Below are 18762 nucleotides of genomic sequence, written 5' to 3'. Positions count from 1 at the left end.
ACGAGGGCTGATCACGCGGTCTCACATCTCAGGCGGGTCTCACATCGGGTCCTTCAGCGTGAGCCGCGCCGTGAATGTCACGCTGGTCTTGCCAACCAGCGCCATGCCTTCGACCTCGGCGCCGTCGGCGGAGTAGTCGCCCGAAAAGCCGCAGGTCACTTCCCTGCCGCCGAACGCGAGTGGCTTGCCGACGGCCTCGGTGTGCTGATTGACGGTCATGTCGCCGCGCCATTTCCCGTTCCGGAAGGTGTAGCTGCCGGTGTAATAGAAATAGCTGTCACCGCCCATGATGCGGCCATCGCAGAGCACGACGACGCCTTTGGCCTGGCCGCGCTTGCCGTCGCGCATCTCAATCTCAAAGATGTAGAGGCCGTTGAGGACCTTCTGTGGGTTGGCGCCCTGCTCGGGCTCATCGCCGGCCGACATCGCTCATCTCCCGTTCAAACCGGCACATTCCGTTCGAGATCTTCAAGCCACGCCGCCGCGCTCGAATCCGACGGCGCGCGCCAGTCACCGCGCGGCGACAATGAGCCGCCGGCCGAAACCTTGGGGCCGTTCGGCATCGCCGAGCGCTTGAACTGGCTGAAAGCGAAGAAGCGGCGCAGAAACACCTCCAGCCAGCGGCGTATCTCGGGAAGGTCATAGGCCTTGCGCTTATCGGTCGGGAATGCCGGCGGCCATTCGCCCTGAGCAACGTCTTTCCAGGCCTGCAGCGCCATGAACGCGATCTTGGATGGCCGCATGCCGAACCGCAGCGTGTAGAACAGGTTGAAATCCTGGAGCTCGTAGGGACCGACGGAAGCTTCCGTGCTCTGCGGCTTCTCGCCCGGCTCGGCCGGAACCAGCTCCGGCGAGATTTCCGCCGACAGGATCGATCCAAGCGTTTGGTTGACGTCGTCGTTGAACTGCTTGGAAGCAATCACCCAGCGGATCAGATGCTGGATCAGCGTCTTCGGCACTCCGGCATTGACGTTATAGTGCGCCATCTGGTCGCCGACGCCGTAGGTGCACCAGCCCAGCGCGAGCTCGGAGAGATCGCCGGTGCCAATCACGATGCCGCCGTGATGATTGGCGAGCCGGAACAGATAGTCCGTGCGCAGGCCCGCCTGCACATTCTCGAAGGTGACGTCGTAGACCTTCTCGCCCTTGCCGAAGGGATGGCCGATGTCCTTCAGCATTTGCGTCGCCGTGGTGCGAATGTCGAGCTCCTGCCAACTCGTCTGCAACGCCTTCATCAGCGCCAGCGCATTGGTCTTGCTCTCGCTGCCGGTGGCAAAGCCCGGCATGGTGTAGGCGAGAATGTTTTCGCGCGGCAGGCCAAGCAAATCGACCGCCTTGGCGGCGACGATCAAAGCGTGGGTGGAATCGAGCCCGCCCGAGACGCCGATGACGACGCGCTTGGTGCCTGTCGCGCGCATACGCTGGACCAGGCCCGCGACCTGAATGTTGTAGGCCTCATAGCAGTCCTGCTCGAGCAGGCTCTCGTCGCTCGGCACGAACGGAAAGCGCTCGACTTTGCGCAGGAAGCCGATATCGGCGGCCGGCGGCTTCAGGGCAAAAGTCACTTTCCGGAAGAAACCCTCGCGCTGCCGGCGGTTGTCGTCGAAGGTTCCCATCAGCGCGCGCTCCTGCCTGAGCAGGTCGAGATCGACGTCGGCCAACGTGATCTGGCCGCCCTGGCGGAACCGCTCCCCCTCGGCCAGCAGCACGCCGTTCTCGTAGATCGAGGTCTGGCCATCCCAGGCCAGATCCGTGGTCGATTCCCCGGCCCCGGCGGCGGAATAGACGTAGGCCGCGAGGCAGCGCGCCGAAGTCGATTGGCACAAGAGCGCGCGCGAGCGGGCGCGACCGATCGTGATCGGGCTGCCCGAGAGATTGATCAGCACGCTCGCGCCCGCGAGTGCGAGCTCGGAGGCCGGCGTCACCGGGATCCACATGTCCTCGCAGATCTCGACGCCGATGGTCAGGCCCGGAACGTCCTCGGCCGCGAACAGGAGGTCGACACCGAACGGAGCATGCAGCCCGCCAAAGGCGACCATCTCTCCGACCATACCGGCGCCGGAGGCGAAATGCCGTCCCTCGTAGAATTCGCGATAGGTCGGCAGGTAGCTCTTGGGCACGACGCCCAGGACCTTGCCGCGATGGATGACGACCGCGCAATTGTAGATGCGATTGCCAAAGCGCAGCGGCGCGCCGACGATCAGGATGGTCATCAGGGCCGAGGAGGCCTCGACGATGGACACGAGCCCGCGCTCGACCGCATCAAGCAGCGGATCCTGCTTCACAAGATCTTCGATCGCATAGCCGGACAGGCACAGCTCGGGAAACACGGCAACCGCCACCGACTGTTCGTGGCAGTCCTTCGCCGCCGCCAGAACCGCAGCCGCGTTGGCCGTGGGATCGGCCACATGAGAGGTGGTGACGCAGGCCGCCACGCGCGCAAATCCGTGGGCATAGATCGAGTGGAAACTCATCGAGCACAGTCCCTTTGTCTCGTCGCGACCGGCCTCCGCCAGCTCTGGACTCCATTTAACCCATCGACATCGCCCCGTGCAGGCCATTCAACGGCATGCATAACGGATTTGCAGCTTCGCTGCCCGGCGCCCGGCCCTTCCCTTGGGGGCAGTCTCAGGCTCTGCGCACCAGCATGCCGGGCAGATCGTCGCGCAGCCACTCCGCGATCCGGGGCCAGGCATGGGCGTGGGTCCGCGCGCCCATGAACAAGCCGAGATGGTTGCTGGGCTCGGAGACCGCCGCAACGAAGGCCGGCGGTGTGCCGAGCAGACCGGCGGTGGCAAGCGCCTGCGCAGCCGGCACGACGTCGTCATCGAGCCCGGCCAGCAGGAAGGCCGGCGCCTTGACGTCCTTCAGATCAATCACGCGGCCGAGTGCCGTGAATTGGCCGCGCGCGATCCGGTTCTCCCGGAAGATCCAGTTGACGATCTCGAGATAATAGGTGCCGGGCAGATTGAGAGGCTCGGCATTCCAGCGCTCGAAGCGTGCCAGCAGCGCCGCACCCTCCTCGCCGGAGAGGTCGCTCTGCAGCGCCGTCGCGATGTCGTCGCGGCTCGGCGCCTTCGACCAGACCCGCAGCATCTCCTCGCCGCTGACATTGCCGCCGCCGCGGGCGACGAGCTGGTCATAGACCATCTCCGGCGCGTTGCGGGCGAGCTGCGACAGCCTGGACTCGATCGAGAGGTCGACGGGCGCGCCTGCCAGCACCAGCCGCCGCACCTTGGCGGGAAAGCGCGCCGCATAGAGCAGCGACAGCCAGCCACCCTGGCACAGGCCGACGAGATCGACCGGGGCGCCGATCTCGTCGACGGCGACGTTGAGATCGCCGAGATAGCTGTCGATCGAGAGATAGCGCATGTCGGGTGCGGCCGAGCGCCAGTCGGTGAGATAGACCCGGTCGATGCCGCCATTTTGCAGGGACTGCACCACGCTGTGGCCGGGCGCGAAGTCGGCGATCAGGGCCCGGTGCAGCGCATAGGGCGCGCAGACCAGTGCCGGGAGGCCGGAGCCCGTTCGCGTGCAATCGCGCAGGCGCATGGTCGCAAGCTCCAGCGCGACGGAGTTGGGCGTGGTCCACGGCAGACTGCTGTCGGCCTGCTCCGGCGGACCGCGGTCGAGCCATCCGAAGCAGGCGTCCATGGCAAGCCGAGCTGCTGCGAACGGCCACAGCAGCGGGTCATCCGGGACCGGGCCCGGTGCGCGCTGCTGTTTGCCGGTCTTCTCCGCCATGGCTATCTCACGGTCCTCACAGGAAGGCCTCGAAGCTGACGAGCGAAATACCGCGCTCCCGAAAACTCTGATGGGTCGCGGCCACCGAGCCGTCGAGATCGATGCCGCGGCAGGCGTCCTCGATGACTGCGACCTCGAACCCCGCCTTGCGGGCATCCTCCGCCGAGAAGCGGACGCAGAAGTCGAACGCGAGGCCGGCGACGAAGACGGTGTTCAACTCGCGTTCGCGCAAATATCCGAGCAGGCCGGTCGGCGTTTTCCTGTCGTTCTCGAACAGCGCCGAATAGGAATCGATGCCGCGCCGAAACCCCTTCCGCACCACGAGATTTGCGCGAGTGGCGTCGAGATCGCGATGAAATTCAGCGCCGGCCGTGCCCTGCACGCAATGGCTCGGCCAGAGCACCTGGACGCCGTAGTCAAGCGCAATGGTCTCGAACGGCTGTTTGCCCGTATGGTTCGGGGCAAAGGAGACATGATCGCGGGGATGCCAGTCCTGGGTCAGCACCACATTGGCGAATTTTTGGGCGATCCGATTGATGGCGGGGACAACCTTCTCGCCGCCGGGCACGGCGAGCGCCCCGCCCGTGCAAAAATCGTTCTGCACGTCGATGACCAGGAGCACGTCGCGGTCGGAAATCTTCATCGCAAGGTCCATTCCAGGCCATCCCGCGCGACCGGCGCCGAAGGCCGCGCCGCCAGTGTCGATCTTCCCGCGCTGCTTCGCAACCACCGAGGGGGTGAGGCGATCTGCGCGAATGCGCCCCCTTCGGTCCCGGGATGCAACGGTTTGGACTGATGCGTGTTGACTAGATCCACCCGGGGACGGATTCTGACAGCCGTTCGCGTCTTGCGATCGGATAGAGCGGAGGAAGCGGTTCCCGCAGCCGGAAAGGCTGCGGCAGCCATACGCACATGACCATCGGCAAGACAGGACAGATTCTTCTCGCCGATATCGGCGGCACCAATGCGCGCTTCGCGCTCAGTCAGGGCGACCAGACCGGACCGATCGACTACGTCAAAGTGGCAGACTTCCCGACCGTCCGGGAGGCCATTGCCGATGTTCTCGCGCGTCGCTGCCACGGCCTGCCGCCCCCAAGGGCCGTGCTGGCCGTGGCGGGGCCGGTGACCAACAACCGCTGCGTGATGACCAACAGCCCCTGGGTCATCGACGGCAACGAGCTTCAGCCGGCCCTCGGCTTCGACAGCGTCCATGTTCTCAACGATTTCGAGGTGGTGGCCTGGTCCCTGCCCGCCCTGCAGCCCGCCGACCTGATCCCGCTCGGCGGACAAGATGGCCTTCCCGGAGAGCCGTTGCTGGTGGTTGGCCCCGGAACCGGCTTTGGCGTTTCCTGCCTGGTCGAGCGCCATGGCGCACGACTGGCGGTCGTCACCGAGGCCGGCCACGCGACCCTGCCGGCGGAGGACGAGCGCGAGGAACGCGTCATCGCCTGCATGCGCCGACGCCTCGGCCATGTCTCCATCGAGCGTGGCGCGTTGTCCGGTTCCGGCCTGCAAAGCCTCTACGAGGCGCTGGCCGAGATTGACGGCGCTCAGGTGCCGCATCGCGATGCTGCCGCCATCACGAAGGCCGCCCTGGAAGGCAGTTGCGAGCTCAGCCGCAAAACGCTGGAGATGTTTTGCGCCATTCTCGGCTCGGTCGCGGGCAATCTCGCGGTGACTTTCGGCGCACGCGGCGGCGTCTATATCGCCGGCGGAATCGTGCCGCGCTTTCCCGACTTCCTTGCAGCCTCCGCATTCCGGGCGCGCTTCGAAGCCAAGGGACGCTTCCAGGATTATCTGCGCAACATCCCGACCAGGCTGGTCACCAAACCCGATGCGAGTTTCGTCGGACTGAAGATGTTCGCGGAGCACAACCAGCCTTAAGCGGCGCGCGCCTCCGTCCGCGGGTTCCAGTAATTCACAGCTGATTAACGAGCACGCGCGCGCGACGCGGGATCGTGCTTGCGCGCACGTCCCGGATAAGAAACAATCCTGGCTTGTGTGTGGCGTAGTTGCTGGGGCGTGACATGCGTAAGCAGGATCTGGGTTTCGACTATCACCGCTATCACCGCCTGCTGCTCGAGGCGGACGACGAGGGCAAGCGGCTGGCCCTGATCGAGCTCTTGATCGAGGAAAAGGCGCGTGACCGCCTCGCCGCCCAGCGCGCTTCGGACCGCGCCGCCATGACGGCCCACACCATCGCTACCGTGCTAAAGAACGGGCGCCAGTGAAACGAGTGATTGCGCTCCAGTGCCCGAAAATGCAGGATCGATTGCGATTTCGTTAACGATCCCTCGAAAGCTCGCGTCAAACTTTTTGCTCTAGGAGTTCCCTTACCTGATCCAATTCAGGGGCAACAAAGGGGGGAATGAACATGAGCATGATTTCGATCGCCGCGATGCCGGCCACCATCGAAACCCGTTTGGCCGATTCTTCATTCAAGACCATCTTGCTGTTTTGCTGCACGGGCCTAGTCGCCTCGTTCGGCCTGATGGCGCGCGGCATCGATCTCGGCGCCGGCCTGATGTGAGACCGCAACGAATTCCGTTGCGAAATGGCCGCCCCTGACGGGCGGCCATTTTTGTTTTGGTCTCAGTGCGGCGTCTTAGCTGCCGCTTCCGGAAACATCGAATCGATCATCGCCCTGAGCTGATCGATCGAAATCGGCTTGCGCAGGATCGGCCGCCGTCGGAGCAAGGACGGCAGCAGCTCCGGACCGTAGCCCGTGGCGAACAAAAACGGCTTGCCGCGACGCTCGATCAGGTCGGCGACCGGATCGACGTAGACGCCCTTGAGATTGATGTCGAGGATCGCAAGATCGTACTGCGCGGTCATGGCGAAAGCACTGGCGTCCCGCACATTGTCCGCTTCCGCGGCGACGTGGTGGCCGAGTTCCTCCACCATGTCCGCCATCATCATCCGGATCAACGTCTCGTCTTCGACCAGGAAAACGGAGAGTCCGTCCGCCATATCAACCCCGCAATCAGCTTCCAAAGCTAATCATAACCGAATCGCGAAGAGGATTCACGAATTCGTGGCGGGGGCCGTTAATTCGGACACGCCCGATCCGATTCAACTTGATCAATCCAGTCCTCGTTCGTGGCTGAGCCGCACCATCTCCTGTACGAAGACCTGCTTCTGCTTGTCATCGAGGCTCGAATAGAGGGGTTCGGCGGCGTCGGCGACATTGCGCTGGTCGGCAGCGCGGTCGATGAGGAATTGGGCCTCGTTGCGCATCTGCTCGACGATGTCGTCGGGAGGATCCCGCTTGGCGCGCGCAACCCGCAGGTTGAGCCGCTCGGCACCGTTATGCCCGAGGTAGTGCATGGCGCTCGAGAATCCGTACCAGTGCTTCTCCTGCTCGGGCGTGAGGTTCAGTTCGGTCTTGATCCGCTCGATATAGGAGTCGCTGTTGGTGACGATCTGGTCGGCGGTCAATTGCGGCGCGCCGGTCTGGGTCAGGACCGTGACATCCTGCGGCGCGTTCTTCGCCTCCTTGCTCGCCTTGGCGCCCTTGCCCGCCTTGGCGCTCTTGGCATCCTTGTCCTTGCCGGCGCCCTGCTTGGCGTCCTTGGCCGCATCCTTGCTTGCGTCCTTGCTCGCATCCTTGGCTGCAGGCGCCTGATTGCCATTATTGCCAACGCCGAGCACGCCGGTGAAAACGCCGACCACACCGCCGATCGCGCCGCCAAGCACGCCGCCGACCGGACCTGCCGCCTTGTTCCCGGCCGCCGCTCCTTCCTGAACCCCTTTGACCAGACCTTGAGCGTTTGCCACCGCGGCTGCGCCTAGCAGCAACACGAAAACGGATCCCAGCGCGAACCATCGTCGCAGGTTAAGCCGCGCGGACGGCGCCGGGTTGATCATTCTGGTCTCCATCTCGATCTGATTAGGCTGTTGGGGGTGAGAACCACTCGCCAGTTGCAACTCTATCGTTTTCACCGCTTCGAGGTCTAGCCACCGACAATTGCTATCCACGCCCGAAAAGTGTTTGGCCCGAGGCGCTTATGCAGGCTTATTCGAAACTGCGGTGTAATTGCGCATGCATCGGCCGGGCAGGTCGGCGCAAAGTGTGCGTCGCAAAATGACCGATCGTGGTTCATGGCCTGCGCAGGACATCGAGGGCACTGCCACCTTCCCGGACACAACGTTAGTTCTAGGCGCAAGTCGTTCGGTTTTCTCGACAGACGCAATCAATCATGATCTGATCGCGCTACCAATTTGCCTTCGAAGCCGACGGCATCAATAAGAAACGTCGAACAAGAAACTTTCAAAAAGAAAGCAGAACTCGGAAGAGTTCAGAGGAAACGCCAGAACAATAAAACACCCAAGCGAGGAAACGAGATGTCACGCAAGACACTGACGCGACGTCAATTTGTGGCTGCCACTGCAATGTCCTCCACGGCGCTGATCGCGGCGCCCTATGTCCGAGGCGCTTACGCTGCCGGCAAACTTTCGATCGGCTTCTGGGACCACTGGGTGCCCGGCGCCAACGATGCCTCGACCGCTCTCGTCAAGGAATGGGGCGAGAAGGAGAAGGTCGAGGTTTCGATCGACTACATCACCAGCAACAACAAGAAGATCGAGCTGACCGCAGCGGCCGAAGCCCAGGCCAAGTCCGGTCACGATATTCTCCAGATGCCGAGCTGGTGGCCGCACGCTTATTCCGAGAATCTCGAGCCGCTCAACGACGTCATGGAGCCGCTCATCAAGCAGAACGGTGAGGTGAACGACACCGTCAAATATCTCGGGCGGTCGGGCGGCAAATGGCTCGCAGTGCCCGCGACGCCGGGAAGCCAGATCAAAGGCCCCTGCTCCCGCATAGATCTGATGAAGAAACACGCCGGCATCGACGTGCAGGAGATGTATCCGGTCGGCGCTCCGCCGAAGGCGGACAACTGGACCATGGAGACGTTCCTGAAGGCGGCCGAGGCCTGCCACAAGGCCGGCTTCCCCTTCGGCATCGGTCTCGGCGAGACCACCGACAGCGTCGACACTGCCGGCGCGATCTTCCAGTCCTTCGGCGCCGAGCTCGTCAACGCCAAGGGCGATATCACCGTCAAGACCGACGCGGTGCGGCAGGCGCTCGAATTCTACAAAAAGCTGATCGCCGTCCTGCCCACCGACGCGCCGTCCTGGGACGATGCCTCCAACAACAAATGGCTGATCTCGGGCCGCGGCGCGATGATCCTGAATCCGCCGAGCGCCTGGGCGGTCGCCAAGCGCGACGCACCGCAAGTCGCCGAACAGTGCTGGACGCACGGCTTCCCGTCCGGTCCGAAGGGCCGTTTTGCGCCCTTCCTGCCATACTTCTGGGGCGTCTGGGCCTTTGGCAAGAACAAGGAAGCGGCCAAGAGCTTGCTCGTTCACCTGTCCTCGCCAGCGGCGATCGAGAAGTTCGTCGCGGCGAGCGGCGGGTATGATCTCCCGGCCTACGCGAACATGACGAAGTTCAAGACCTGGGCCGAGGAAGGGCCGCCGAAGGGCACGCTCTTCCACTATCCGGATCCCTACAAGCAGCAGACGATGTCGATCGCCGCGTCTCCGGCGCCGCCGAAGATCGCCCAGCAGATCTACTTCCAGGCGACGCTGACCAAGATGGCGCTGCGCTTTGCACAAGGAGAGAAGTTGGAAACCGCGCTCGCCTGGGCCGAAGGCGAGTGCGAAGGCTTCATGCGGACCTGAGCCGGGTATGTGCCATGGCGGTTCACGCTTCGCGCGTGGGCCGCCGAGGCACCCCTCGCTCGATCCGCTTGCCGAATGAAGCCGACGGCTGCGCCGGCTTCGCCGTTCCAGATGTCCTGCTAGGTGTCCTGCAAAGAGGCTAAATTCATGGCCGATGTCGTCGTTGAGCAAGGCCGTCCCGCTCGAGCTGCGAGCCCGCGCAAACGGGCGAGCCTGCGCAACGCAATGGGACGGAAATCGACCGTCGCGTTCTTCCTGACGCTGCCGCTGATCCTCCTGATCGCCCTGCTCGTGCTTTATCCCGCCTTCTACTCGGTCTACCTGGCGACGCTGAACAAGGCGATGACAAAATTCGTCGGCCTCAGCAACTTCACCTTCCTGTTCAAGCGCGAAACGTTCTGGATGGTGGTGAGACAGTCCTGCATTTTTGCGATTACCGCCGTGGTCTTCAAGGCGCTGATCGGCTTCATCGTCGCGCATTTCGTCCACAACATTCCCGGCAAGAAGCAACGTAAATGGCGCGGCATGCTGCTGGTGCCCTGGGTGATCCCGCCGGCGATGAGCACGCTGGCATGGCTGTGGCTGTTCGATCCCTCCTATAGCGCCTTCAACTATACGCTCTCGTTCTTCGGCATCGGTCCCATCCCGTGGCTCGGTGATACCTTCTGGGCGCGTTTCTCCGTCATCCTCGTCAACGTCTGGTACGGCGCGCCGTTCTTCCTGATCATGTACCTGGCCGCGTTGAAATCCGTACCCGACCAGCTCTACGAAGCCGCGGCGATCGACGGCGCCAATTGGTGGCAGAAGATCTGGCACATCACCTTGCCGATGATGCGCAACATCATCGCCATCACCACGCTGTTCTCGCTGATCGTCACTTTCGCCAATTTCGACATCGTGCGCATCCTCACCTCCGGCGGTCCGCTCGACCGGACGCACCTGTTCGCCACCTGGGCGTTCCAGGTCGGCATCCAGAGCAGCGACATTCCGCTCGGCGCTTGCGTCTCGCTGTTCATGGTGCCGATCCTCGCCGTCGCAGCGGTCTTCATCCTGCGCGATGTCAACAAACGTGGGAACGAAGCCTGATGAGCACGCTCGCAATCGACAAGGCCGGACCGACACGCAAGGTCAAGCTTCGAAGCATGAGCCGCGACCGCACCTGGGCGCTGCGCTGGTCCTACTTTTTCCTGGTGCTGTTTGCGATCTTCTTCCTGATCCCGCCGATCTACATGCTGATCACCTCGCTCAAGAGCAGCGCGGAGATCTCGGCCGCCACCAATCCGTGGTGGGTATTTCATCCGACCCTCTCGAATTATGTCGAGCTACTGACCTCGAACCAGTTCCTGCGATTCTTCTGGAATTCGTCGATGATCTCGATCGTGGTCGTGATCGTGACGATGTTGATCAGCATTCCGGCGGCGTTTGCATTGGCGCGGATGAAGTTCTGGGGCTCGGCGACGCTCGCGACCGGCGTGTTCCTGACCTATCTCATTCCGGACAGCCTTCTGTTCATTCCGCTGTTCAAGGTGCTCGCGACCGTCCAGGAGTTCACCGGCATCCCCCTGCTCAACCGGTGGTACGTGCTGGTGTTCATCTATCCGACGCTGACCGTGCCGTTCTGCACCTGGATCATGATCGGTTATTTCGCCTCCATCCCGAAGGAGCTGGACGAGGCGGCTCTGATCGACGGCGCCTCCTGGCTGCAGACCCTGACGCGGATTTTCATCCCCGTTGCCCTGCCCGGCCTGATCGCAGCGACCATCTTCGCCTTCACCGTGTCCTGGGCGCAGTTCCTCTATCCGCTGGTGTTCACGACATCCATCGACCAGCTCGTGCTGCCGGTCGGCATCACCACCACGCTGATCAAGGGCGACGTCTTCAACTGGGGTCAGATCATGACCGGCGCGCTGCTTGGCGCTGCCCCGCCGCTGGTCATCTACGCCTTCCTGATGGACTATTACATTGCCGGCCTGACCGCCGGCGCGACAAAGGGTTGATGTCTTATGGCTGAGGTTGCGCTGCGGAAGGTGGTCAAGCGTTACGACGACGTCGAGGCGGTGCGCGGCATCGATCTCGACATCTCCGATCATGAGTTCATCGTGCTCGTCGGCCCCTCCGGCTGCGGCAAGTCGACGACGTTGCGGATGATCGCAGGGCTCGAGGACATCACCGACGGCGACATCATGATCGGCGGGGACGTCGTCAACGACGTGCCGCCGAAGGACCGCGACATCGCAATGGTGTTTCAGAACTATGCGCTCTATCCGCATATGACGGTCGCGGAGAACATGTCGTTCGGGCTGCGGCTCAAGCACTATCCCAAGGCCGAGATCAAGGCGCGGGTGACGGAAGCCGCCCGCCTCCTCGACATCACCGACCTGATCGACCGCAAGCCGAAGCAGCTCTCCGGTGGCCAGCGCCAGCGCGTTGCGATGGGGCGGGCCATCGTGCGCAACCCAAAAGTCTTCCTGTTCGACGAGCCGCTGTCCAATCTCGACGCCAAGCTGCGCGTGCAGATGCGGATCGAGATCAAGAAGGTGCACCAGAAGGTCCGAACCACGACGGTCTACGTCACCCACGACCAGGTCGAGGCGATGACGCTGGCGGATCGCGTGGTGGTGATGAACAAGGGGCGGATCGAGCAGATCGGCACCCCGAACGAGCTCTACCACAAGCCGGCCACGCGCTTCGTCGCGGGCTTCATCGGCTCGCCGGCGATGAACTTCATTCCGTGCCGGCTCGAGGACGTCGGCGGCAAGCTCAACATCCGCCTGACGGACCGCATCTCATTCCCGTTGCCGCCGGCCCGCGCCGCCCGTTACAGCGCGCTGCCCCGAGCTGAAAACCTGTTGCTCGGCATCCGTCCCGAACATCTCACGGAATCGCATGCGCATCTGGAGTCGGGTGTCGAGACCTTCGACACCGTGCTTGATGTCACCGAGCCGATGGGAATGGAGACGCTGGTCTATTTCGGACTGGAAGGCACGCCCGTCTGCGGCCGTGTCGATCCCAATGCGGGCGCCAAGGACGGGGCACCCATGCGTTTGGCGATGGACCTCAACAATATGCACCTGCTAAACGAGGCGACCGGCGTCGTCTTGTGACGGCCGGCCAAGAAACTCGCGCAGGTAGGGACGATGTCGACTAACAAGAAGAAAATCTTTGTCACGCAAACTTTGTCGCAAGGGGCCCGCGCCCTCCTCACCCAGCGCGATGACATCGAGCTCATCGAGTTTCCGAACCTGATCTCCGCCAGGGATTTCGAGGCCTTGCTGAAGAGCCACGCGCCGGTTCATGGCGTGGCGCTCGGCGCCACCGCTTTCGGCGAGACCGAGCTCGAAGCCTCGAAGGACATGAAGGTGGTGACCCGGATCGGCGTCGGTTACGACGCCGTCGACGTCCCCGCCCTCTCCCGCCGCAAGGTGCCGCTGATGGTCGCGGGCAGCGCGAACTCGCCCTCGGTCGCCGAGCAGGCGCTGTTCATGATGCTGACACTGGCAAAACGCGCGCAGGAGATGCATTCCTGCGTCAAGGACGGCAAATGGGCCGACCGCCTCGGCATGCTGCCGTTCGATCTCTACGGCAAGACCGTCCTCATCATCGGCTTCGGCCGCATCGGCACCCGCACCGCCAAGCGCTGCCTGGCGATGGACATGAATGTGCAGGTCTACGATCCCTACAAGGCCGCCGCCGAAATCAAGGCGGCCGGTTGCGAGCCCGTCGCCGATCTCGACGCCGCGCTGCCGCACGCCGATTTCGTCACCATCCACTGCCCGAAGACGCCGGAGACCGTCGGCCTGTTCGATGCTGACAGGATCGGCCGGATGAAGCCGAAATCCTATCTGATCAACACCGCGCGCGGTGGCATCGTGAAGGAGACGGCGCTGTACGACGCACTGGTCTCGGGCAAGCTCGCCGGTGCCGGCATCGACGTGTTCGAGGTCGAGCCGCCGCCGGTCAGCAACGCGCTGTTCGCGCTGCCCAACGTCATCATGGCCCCGCATGTCGCCGGCGTCACGGTCGAGGCGGTGAGCCGGATGAGCGAGCAGACCGCGCGCAACATCCTGAGTGTGCTGGACGGCGATCCCATCCGGCAGAACATCATCAATCAGGATGTGCTGGGCTGAGCTATCTCCAGGGCGGGCGGTTCTTCTGGACGGACGATCAACCCGCCCGCCTTCGGAACGCCAGAATGAGTCCCATTTTGGTGCAGATCGAGCCCTCACTCAGCCTTAATCAAACCCGCGTAATAGGTCCGGCCGCGGCGGCAGTGGGACAGACTTGCCGGCCGCGTCGAGCTGGAGGATGGACCCTTGTCAGAGATCGACCCGACCGACCACGCGTTGGCGACCATTGCCAGCATCCTGGAGCACCCTGAACCCGTCCTCGTCGTGCGCGAGACCGAGACCGTGCGCGAGACCGAGACTGTCACCGTGACCGAAATGGTGGTTGCCGGTGAGCATGGGGTCGCCGACGAGCACCCTGTGGTCGATGAGCATCCGGTTGTCGAGGAGCAGCCGCTGGTGCCGGAGCACACCGATGCCGACGGCTACAGCAAGGTCGGCCCCGGGCCGATGGTGGCGATCCGTCTGAAATGGACGGTCCATCGCGGCGACGACGGCCAGTTCTACGTCCACGAGACCATCGGCGAGCAGTCCGTGCCCGTGGTCAGCGGCCCGATGACCGGCGAAGCCGCGGTGCATTTCGTCGACGCGCACGAGGACGAGGCCCATCGGCGCTTCGAAGAGCTGCGCAGCGAGATCGCCGGCCGCAGCTCGCTCGCCGATTACGAGCGCAAGGGCGAAGCCTAGCGCGCTTCCGAGCGAACTGGATACGGGTTCGGCTTATCGCCGTCCGAGATAATCCTTCTTCACGAGCTCGACGCCTGCGTGCCGCAACAGGTCGTAGGCCGTCGTGACGTGAAAGAAGAACTGCGGCACGCTGAAGGTCAGCAGCAGCGTCCGCCCGGTGAAGGGCAACTCGGTCCCGTTCTTCAGCCTGAAGAAGACATTCCGGTCCGCCGCAGCGTCGATCTCCGCGCGCGGCAGGCTTTCGATGAACTCGATGGACGTCGCAATGCGGGCCTGGAGCCCGGCCATGTCGTGCTCCAGCACCGGCAGCATCACCGGCTCGCAGTCGGCCAGCAAGGCCGCGGCGACCGTGGCATGGCGGCAGGCTTCGCCGATCTGTTGCGCCAGATCGTACATGTCGGGCGCAATGCGCATACCGAGCAGGACGGCCGGGTTGAACTTCCGGGCTTCGGCATAGGCAACGCCCTTGTCCAGCAGCGCGGACAGGTTGCGCAGATACGGCACGAAGACGCCGACCGAGGCGTCATGCATCGAGATCGTCACTTCAAAATTCCCTTCACTTCCGCCTCGCCAGCGACGGGCATCTGGTCTAAATCCGAGCCTCAAGACAGGCTTCGAGAGCTGCACAATGACAGCTTGGGCATGGGTGGAAAAGAGATGATCGTTCGAATGACCATTCGAATTTTGGCGACTTTGGCCGTGGTCCTGCTGGCAAACCTTTCGGCCCACGCACAGCAGGCGGCGTCGTCCCGCCTCGACGAGATCGTCAAGCGCGGCACTTTGCGCGTCGGCATGACCGGCGACTACAAGCCCTTCACCTATCTCGACAAGACCACGCAGCAGTTCAACGGCTTCGATGTCGACATGGCGGAGGCGCTCGGCAAGGCGCTCGGCGTCAAGGTTGAATTCGTGCCGACGGCCTGGCCGAAGCTGATGAAGGATTTCGAGGCCGATCAGTTCGACATCGCCATGGGCGGCGTCTCGGTCACGCTCGACCGCCAGAAAAAGGGCTTGTTCTCCACGCCGATCATGCGCGAGGGCAAGACGCCGATCGCGCGCTGTGCCGACGTCGGCAAATACCAGAGCATCACAGACATCGACAAGAAGGGCACCCGCGTGATCGTCAATCCCGGCGGCACCAACGAGCGCTTCGCCCGTGCCAACATCAAGGACGCCGACATCACCGTCTTCCCGGACAATACCGTGATCTTCGACGAGATCGCCAAGGGCAATGCCGATCTGATGATGACGGACGCCTCCGAGACGCGCTACCAGCAGAAGCAGCATCAAGGCGTGCTCTGCGCGGTGCATCCCGAAACGCCGTTCGACTTCTCCGAGAAGGCCTATTGGCTCCAGCGGGACATGGCGCTGAAGGCGTTCGTCGACCAATGGCTGCACATTTCCATGCAGGACGGCAGCTACAAGAAGATCTACGCCGCCTGGTTCGATTAGGGCCGCGTCCTCCTGTCGCTTGCCCCGGCCAAACTTTGGGCCGGCTCCGGTGTTATTGAACCCACAACCACCGGAGCACGACTCATACCGTGACAGTGATCTAGATCACTTTTTGCGATCGAACCGGGGCGTAAGCGTCGGTGCGGGGACCACCTGTTTCAGGAGATGCGAAATGAGGAAGCTGTTGGCCACGGCCGCATTCCTTCTGGCGAGCACCGCTGCGCAGGCGCAGTACACCTTCGACTATGGCGGGCGTACCATCCGCATCGATCCCGACCGCGGCACGGTGCAAATCCCCGGCGTCTACGACAACACCGGCCAGGGCAAGGCGAAGAAGGCCAAGACCGATGCCAAGGGGACTCCGAAAGCGGACCCGCAGGCACCGCAACAAGCCAAGGTTGACCCGCAGCCACCGGCTAATCCAGCACCGGTCACGGCGCCTCCGGCGGCCGAGCAGACCCCTGTCCAAGCTCCGGTCCAAGCTCCCGTGGCCGTCGCGCCTCCGGCCCCGCCGGCACCTCCGGCCACCACGGCTAACAATGCTCGGGCCGAAGACGCGCTTGTGCCGCCGCCTCAGCCAGCCCCGAGTGCTGCCCCGACGGTGGCGGCAGTCCCGCCCGCACCGCCTCCGCCGCCCGCCCCGACGGTCGCAGCCGCGCCTCCGGCGCCGTCTCCGCCTCCCATCCCGGCGCCTGCGCCTGCCCCCGTTCAGTCGGCTGCCGTCGCGCCGCCGGCTCCCGCAACAGCGCCCACGCGCGACCTCAATTCGCCGCTCGGCGTCTGGCTCACCGAGGAGAAGGAAGGCAAGGTCCGGATCGAGCAATGCGGCAGCAATCTCTGCGGCTACTCGGTCGATTCGAAATCGAACCAGAATGGCGAGCAGGTTCTGATCAACATGAAGCCCGGCAAGGATCAGAACAAGGACCAGAAATGGTCCGGCCGCATCCTCGATCCGAACTCCGGCTCGACCTACGATTCAACCATCGCGCTGAAGGGCACCGATCGCCTGCGCGTGCAGGGCTGCGCCTTCGGCGGCATGTTCTGCGGCGGCCAGACCTGGACGCGGGTGAACTGACTTCCGGCGACACTCTGACGGAGACAAGGGGTCCGCAACGCGGGCCCCTTTGCTTTTGGCGCCTAATCGATTGCGACGTGCGCGACATCACAGAGCCCGTCGCGCGCGTGACAGCCCTCACATCGTGGGTTCCGCGTCCATGTCACGATCCCCGCATGATCAACCCCAGGGGCGTGTCATGAACGGATTTCGCAAGGCTCTCTTCGCCACAATCATTGTCATCGCATTGCCGGCCGCGCAGGCGAGCGCCAGCACTTTCGACGGCGCATGGAATGTCCGCATCTCGTCGTCGAGCGAGACCTGCGGTAACGGCTCGACCGTCGCAATCGGCATCAACAACGGTCAGATCGCCTCGAGCAGCGCCATGGTGACGGCGTCAGGCCGCGTCGCAGATGCCGGCAGCATCAACGTCACCTTGAGCACCGGAATCAAACGCGCCGTCGGCTTCGGCCGGCTCAGCGGCACCTCTGGCTCCGGTACCTGGCGCGGCAGCATGTGCACGGGCACGTGGACGGCGGAGCGGATGTAGGGTGCTGTGTCCCGGACGCGGCGCAGCGCGCAACGCTGCTCCGCAGAGCCGGGACCCAGCATTCTTCGTGGGTCCCAAATCTCTGGGTCCCGGATCGACGCCGCATCGCCTTGTAGCGATGCGTCTTGTCCGGGAGGCTAGCCGACCGCCGCCCCATACTCCGCGTCGGTCACCGGCTCCAACCAGGTCGAGAACACGCCGTCGAGCGCTTCCTGCATGGCGATGTGGGTCATGCCGTTCGTCGGCGACCCGCCGTGCCAGTGCAGCTCGCCCGGTGGAATCCAGACGGTGTCGCCGGGACGGATCTCCCTGATCGGCCCGCCCTTGGACTGGACCCGGCCGACTCCCGAAATCACATAGAGCGTCTGCCCGAGCGGATGGTGGTGCCAGTTGGTGCGCGCGCCCGGTTCGAACGAGACGCGCGAGCAGTTCAGCCGCGCCGGGGCGGGCGCCATGATCACGGGGTCCTGCCACACGGTGCCGGTGAAGTGTTCCCCGGGCGCACGGCGTGTCGGCCGCGTGCCTGCTACAGTGATGTCCATTGGATTTACCTCGTTTCCTTACCGATTACTTCTTGCTTGCGGCGTAGCGCGCCTTGGTCTCGGCGTTCATGGGATAGAGGCCCGGGAGCACCGCGCCATTGTTCACCTCGTTGACGATCCAGGCTTCCATCCGCTCCTGCTCGACGCCCTCGTTGAGCACGTGTTCGAGCATCGCCTGCGGGATCAGCACGCAGCCGTCCTGGTCGGCGACCACGATGTCGTTCGGGAACACCGCAACGCCGCCGCAGCCGATCGGCTCGCCCCAGCCGACGAAGGTCAGGCCGGCAACCGACGGCGGCGCGGCATAGCCGTCGCACCAGACCGGCAGATTAGTGCCGAGCACGCCCTCGACGTCACGCACGACACCGTCGGTGACGAGTGCGGTGACGCCGCGCTTCATCATGCGCGCGCACAGGATGTCGCCAAAGATGCCGGCGTCGGTGATGCCCATGGCATCGACCACGGCGATGCAGCCCTCCGGCATCGCCTCGATCGCGGTGCGGGTCGAGATCGGCGACGACCAGGATTCCGGCGTCGCCAGATCCTCGCGCGCCGGCACGAAGCGCAGCGTGAAGGCCGGTCCCACCAGGCGCGGCAGACCCGGGCGCAGCGGACGCGCGCCGCGCATCCAGATGTTGCGCAGGCCCTTCTTCAGCAGGACCGTGGTGATGGTGGCAGTGGTGATGCCGGCGAGGGTCTTGCGGGCTTCGGGGGACAGCGACATGGAAACAGACGAGCTCCGGATGGGCGGGAAAGAACGCGCGCATCTTGCGGGGTGCGGGCCTTGCGTCAAGGGCCAACAAGCTACCAATCATGCAGGGCCGCAGCGCTGTTATGCGTCGCGATAACAAGGCTTTATCGCCTCCCCCTGCATTAATTTATTGGACTTGCGGGCGCATTTACGCGAAGCAGGAACAAGCGGAG

General features: G+C 63.9%; 21 protein-coding genes. 12 read left to right on the top strand and 9 right to left on the bottom strand.

What is annotated here, in order from left to right; all coding sequences use genetic code 11:
- Nucleotides 1-39: 39 nt before the first annotated feature.
- From ABIB91_RS06655 to pncA, 4 genes are all read right to left on the bottom strand, one after another.
- Entirely contained in the window at nucleotides 40-426 is a 387-nt protein-coding gene (locus ABIB91_RS06655; RefSeq protein WP_007590950.1) for a GrlR family regulatory protein, read from the bottom strand.
- A 14-nt stretch (nucleotides 427-440) separates the two neighbouring features.
- Complete coding sequence (locus tag ABIB91_RS06650; protein ID WP_354160779.1) at nucleotides 441-2474, bottom strand: NAD(+) synthase; 2034 nt, start codon at nucleotides 2472-2474, stop codon at nucleotides 441-443.
- Between the two features lie 154 nt (nucleotides 2475-2628).
- A complete protein-coding gene (locus ABIB91_RS06645; protein ID WP_354160781.1) occupies nucleotides 2629-3744 on the bottom strand; it encodes an alpha/beta fold hydrolase in 1116 nt (371 codons plus the stop codon).
- Nucleotides 3745-3760: 16 nt separating this feature from the next.
- On the bottom strand, nucleotides 3761-4399 hold the full coding sequence (gene pncA / locus ABIB91_RS06640; RefSeq protein WP_219684337.1) for a bifunctional nicotinamidase/pyrazinamidase: 639 nt from the start codon (nucleotides 4397-4399) through the stop codon (nucleotides 3761-3763).
- A gap of 257 nt (nucleotides 4400-4656) precedes the next feature.
- Between pncA and glk the strand changes: the two genes are divergently transcribed.
- From glk to ABIB91_RS06625, 3 genes are all read left to right on the top strand, one after another.
- Nucleotides 4657-5628 (top strand): glucokinase, encoded by a 972-nt coding sequence (gene glk / locus ABIB91_RS06635; protein ID WP_354160783.1) that lies wholly within the window; start codon nucleotides 4657-4659, stop codon nucleotides 5626-5628.
- Between the two features lie 143 nt (nucleotides 5629-5771).
- Nucleotides 5772-5975, top strand: coding sequence for a hypothetical protein (locus ABIB91_RS06630; protein WP_063996317.1), 204 nt, complete (start codon nucleotides 5772-5774; stop codon nucleotides 5973-5975).
- A gap of 143 nt (nucleotides 5976-6118) precedes the next feature.
- Nucleotides 6119-6274 (top strand): hypothetical protein, encoded by a 156-nt coding sequence (locus tag ABIB91_RS06625; RefSeq protein ID WP_007590942.1) that lies wholly within the window; start codon nucleotides 6119-6121, stop codon nucleotides 6272-6274.
- A 62-nt stretch (nucleotides 6275-6336) separates the two neighbouring features.
- On the opposite strand, the gene ABIB91_RS06620 is transcribed toward ABIB91_RS06625, so the two are convergent.
- Both ABIB91_RS06620 and ABIB91_RS06615 read right to left on the bottom strand, forming a co-directional pair.
- A complete protein-coding gene (locus ABIB91_RS06620; protein WP_007590941.1) occupies nucleotides 6337-6714 on the bottom strand; it encodes a response regulator in 378 nt (125 codons plus the stop codon).
- 111 nt (nucleotides 6715-6825) lie between these two features.
- Nucleotides 6826-7611, bottom strand: coding sequence for a Spy/CpxP family protein refolding chaperone (locus tag ABIB91_RS06615; protein ID WP_354160786.1), 786 nt, complete (start codon nucleotides 7609-7611; stop codon nucleotides 6826-6828).
- A gap of 477 nt (nucleotides 7612-8088) precedes the next feature.
- Here ABIB91_RS06615 and ABIB91_RS06610 point away from each other — a divergent pair, with 477 nt between their 5' ends.
- From ABIB91_RS06610 to ABIB91_RS06585, 6 genes are all read left to right on the top strand, one after another.
- Nucleotides 8089-9429 (top strand): ABC transporter substrate-binding protein, encoded by a 1341-nt coding sequence (locus ABIB91_RS06610; RefSeq protein WP_007590930.1) that lies wholly within the window; start codon nucleotides 8089-8091, stop codon nucleotides 9427-9429.
- A 147-nt stretch (nucleotides 9430-9576) separates the two neighbouring features.
- Nucleotides 9577-10515: a carbohydrate ABC transporter permease gene (locus ABIB91_RS06605; RefSeq protein ID WP_007590928.1), complete on the top strand. Its 939-nt coding sequence runs from the start codon at nucleotides 9577-9579 to the stop codon at nucleotides 10513-10515.
- Complete coding sequence (locus tag ABIB91_RS06600) at nucleotides 10515-11426, top strand: carbohydrate ABC transporter permease (protein ID WP_219684342.1); 912 nt, start codon at nucleotides 10515-10517, stop codon at nucleotides 11424-11426. The genes ABIB91_RS06605 and ABIB91_RS06600 overlap by 1 nt, the downstream gene beginning before the upstream one ends.
- Before the next feature lie 6 nt (nucleotides 11427-11432).
- Complete coding sequence (locus tag ABIB91_RS06595) at nucleotides 11433-12533, top strand: ABC transporter ATP-binding protein (RefSeq protein WP_354160789.1); 1101 nt, start codon at nucleotides 11433-11435, stop codon at nucleotides 12531-12533.
- Between the two features lie 33 nt (nucleotides 12534-12566).
- Nucleotides 12567-13556: a hydroxyacid dehydrogenase gene (locus ABIB91_RS06590; RefSeq protein WP_354160791.1), complete on the top strand. Its 990-nt coding sequence runs from the start codon at nucleotides 12567-12569 to the stop codon at nucleotides 13554-13556.
- A gap of 186 nt (nucleotides 13557-13742) precedes the next feature.
- Nucleotides 13743-14240, top strand: a complete 498-nt coding sequence (locus ABIB91_RS06585) for a hypothetical protein (RefSeq protein ID WP_027566977.1) — start codon at nucleotides 13743-13745, stop codon at nucleotides 14238-14240.
- A gap of 33 nt (nucleotides 14241-14273) precedes the next feature.
- On the opposite strand, the gene ABIB91_RS06580 is transcribed toward ABIB91_RS06585, so the two are convergent.
- Nucleotides 14274-14771, bottom strand: a complete 498-nt coding sequence (locus ABIB91_RS06580; protein ID WP_354160961.1) for a DUF1993 domain-containing protein — start codon at nucleotides 14769-14771, stop codon at nucleotides 14274-14276.
- Between the two features lie 138 nt (nucleotides 14772-14909).
- On the opposite strand from ABIB91_RS06580, the gene ABIB91_RS06575 reads away from it, so the two are divergent.
- The 3 genes from ABIB91_RS06575 to ABIB91_RS06565 all read left to right on the top strand — a co-directional run bounded on the left by ABIB91_RS06575 (nucleotide 14910) and on the right by ABIB91_RS06565 (nucleotide 17296).
- Nucleotides 14910-15692 (top strand): transporter substrate-binding domain-containing protein, encoded by a 783-nt coding sequence (locus ABIB91_RS06575; protein WP_354160793.1) that lies wholly within the window; start codon nucleotides 14910-14912, stop codon nucleotides 15690-15692.
- 172 nt (nucleotides 15693-15864) lie between these two features.
- Nucleotides 15865-16767: a DUF2147 domain-containing protein gene (locus ABIB91_RS06570; RefSeq protein ID WP_354160795.1), complete on the top strand. Its 903-nt coding sequence runs from the start codon at nucleotides 15865-15867 to the stop codon at nucleotides 16765-16767.
- Between the two features lie 178 nt (nucleotides 16768-16945).
- Nucleotides 16946-17296, top strand: coding sequence for a hypothetical protein (locus ABIB91_RS06565; RefSeq protein WP_007590916.1), 351 nt, complete (start codon nucleotides 16946-16948; stop codon nucleotides 17294-17296).
- Between the two features lie 137 nt (nucleotides 17297-17433).
- Here ABIB91_RS06565 and ABIB91_RS06560 read toward each other — a convergent pair whose 3' ends face one another.
- Together ABIB91_RS06560 and ABIB91_RS06555 are read right to left on the bottom strand one after the other, a co-directional pair.
- Nucleotides 17434-17838 carry a (R)-mandelonitrile lyase gene (locus tag ABIB91_RS06560; RefSeq protein ID WP_007590914.1) on the bottom strand — a complete coding sequence of 135 codons (405 nt, stop codon included), beginning with the start codon at nucleotides 17836-17838 and terminating at the stop codon, nucleotides 17434-17436.
- Nucleotides 17839-17863: 25 nt separating this feature from the next.
- Nucleotides 17864-18562: a ribonuclease activity regulator RraA gene (locus ABIB91_RS06555; protein WP_007590912.1), complete on the bottom strand. Its 699-nt coding sequence runs from the start codon at nucleotides 18560-18562 to the stop codon at nucleotides 17864-17866.
- Nucleotides 18563-18762 lie beyond the last annotated feature (200 nt).

This window comes from Bradyrhizobium sp. JR4.3 (assembly GCF_040547695.1).
In the GTDB taxonomy this organism is placed as follows: Bacteria; Pseudomonadota; Alphaproteobacteria; order Rhizobiales; family Xanthobacteraceae; genus Bradyrhizobium; species Bradyrhizobium canariense.
The sequence above is the reverse complement of the archived record's forward strand: the minus strand, read 5'-3'. Positions and strand labels throughout refer to the sequence as shown.

What these genes read in the sequence shown, in the direction of transcription:
- ABIB91_RS06655 (WP_007590950.1), bottom strand. Translation starts at nt 426, where the DNA reads ATGTCGGCCGGCGATGAGCCCGAGCAGGGCGCCAACCCACAGAAGGTC.
- ABIB91_RS06650 (WP_354160779.1), bottom strand. Translation starts at nt 2,474, where the DNA reads ATGAGTTTCCACTCGATCTATGCCCACGGATTTGCGCGCGTGGCGGCC.
- ABIB91_RS06645 (WP_354160781.1), bottom strand. Translation starts at nt 3,744, where the DNA reads ATGGCGGAGAAGACCGGCAAACAGCAGCGCGCACCGGGCCCGGTCCCG.
- pncA (WP_219684337.1), bottom strand. Translation starts at nt 4,399, where the DNA reads ATGGACCTTGCGATGAAGATTTCCGACCGCGACGTGCTCCTGGTCATC.
- glk (WP_354160783.1), top strand. Translation starts at nt 4,657, where the DNA reads ATGACCATCGGCAAGACAGGACAGATTCTTCTCGCCGATATCGGCGGC.
- ABIB91_RS06630 (WP_063996317.1), top strand. Translation starts at nt 5,772, where the DNA reads ATGCGTAAGCAGGATCTGGGTTTCGACTATCACCGCTATCACCGCCTG.
- ABIB91_RS06625 (WP_007590942.1), top strand. Translation starts at nt 6,119, where the DNA reads ATGAGCATGATTTCGATCGCCGCGATGCCGGCCACCATCGAAACCCGT.
- ABIB91_RS06620 (WP_007590941.1), bottom strand. Translation starts at nt 6,714, where the DNA reads ATGGCGGACGGACTCTCCGTTTTCCTGGTCGAAGACGAGACGTTGATC.
- ABIB91_RS06615 (WP_354160786.1), bottom strand. Translation starts at nt 7,611, where the DNA reads ATGATCAACCCGGCGCCGTCCGCGCGGCTTAACCTGCGACGATGGTTC.
- ABIB91_RS06610 (WP_007590930.1), top strand. Translation starts at nt 8,089, where the DNA reads ATGTCACGCAAGACACTGACGCGACGTCAATTTGTGGCTGCCACTGCA.
- ABIB91_RS06605 (WP_007590928.1), top strand. Translation starts at nt 9,577, where the DNA reads ATGGCCGATGTCGTCGTTGAGCAAGGCCGTCCCGCTCGAGCTGCGAGC.
- ABIB91_RS06600 (WP_219684342.1), top strand. Translation starts at nt 10,515, where the DNA reads ATGAGCACGCTCGCAATCGACAAGGCCGGACCGACACGCAAGGTCAAG.
- ABIB91_RS06595 (WP_354160789.1), top strand. Translation starts at nt 11,433, where the DNA reads ATGGCTGAGGTTGCGCTGCGGAAGGTGGTCAAGCGTTACGACGACGTC.
- ABIB91_RS06590 (WP_354160791.1), top strand. Translation starts at nt 12,567, where the DNA reads ATGTCGACTAACAAGAAGAAAATCTTTGTCACGCAAACTTTGTCGCAA.
- ABIB91_RS06580 (WP_354160961.1), bottom strand. Translation starts at nt 14,771, where the DNA reads ATGCATGACGCCTCGGTCGGCGTCTTCGTGCCGTATCTGCGCAACCTG.
- ABIB91_RS06575 (WP_354160793.1), top strand. Translation starts at nt 14,910, where the DNA reads ATGACCATTCGAATTTTGGCGACTTTGGCCGTGGTCCTGCTGGCAAAC.
- ABIB91_RS06570 (WP_354160795.1), top strand. Translation starts at nt 15,865, where the DNA reads ATGAGGAAGCTGTTGGCCACGGCCGCATTCCTTCTGGCGAGCACCGCT.
- ABIB91_RS06565 (WP_007590916.1), top strand. Translation starts at nt 16,946, where the DNA reads ATGAACGGATTTCGCAAGGCTCTCTTCGCCACAATCATTGTCATCGCA.
- ABIB91_RS06560 (WP_007590914.1), bottom strand. Translation starts at nt 17,838, where the DNA reads ATGGACATCACTGTAGCAGGCACGCGGCCGACACGCCGTGCGCCCGGG.
- ABIB91_RS06555 (WP_007590912.1), bottom strand. Translation starts at nt 18,562, where the DNA reads ATGTCGCTGTCCCCCGAAGCCCGCAAGACCCTCGCCGGCATCACCACT.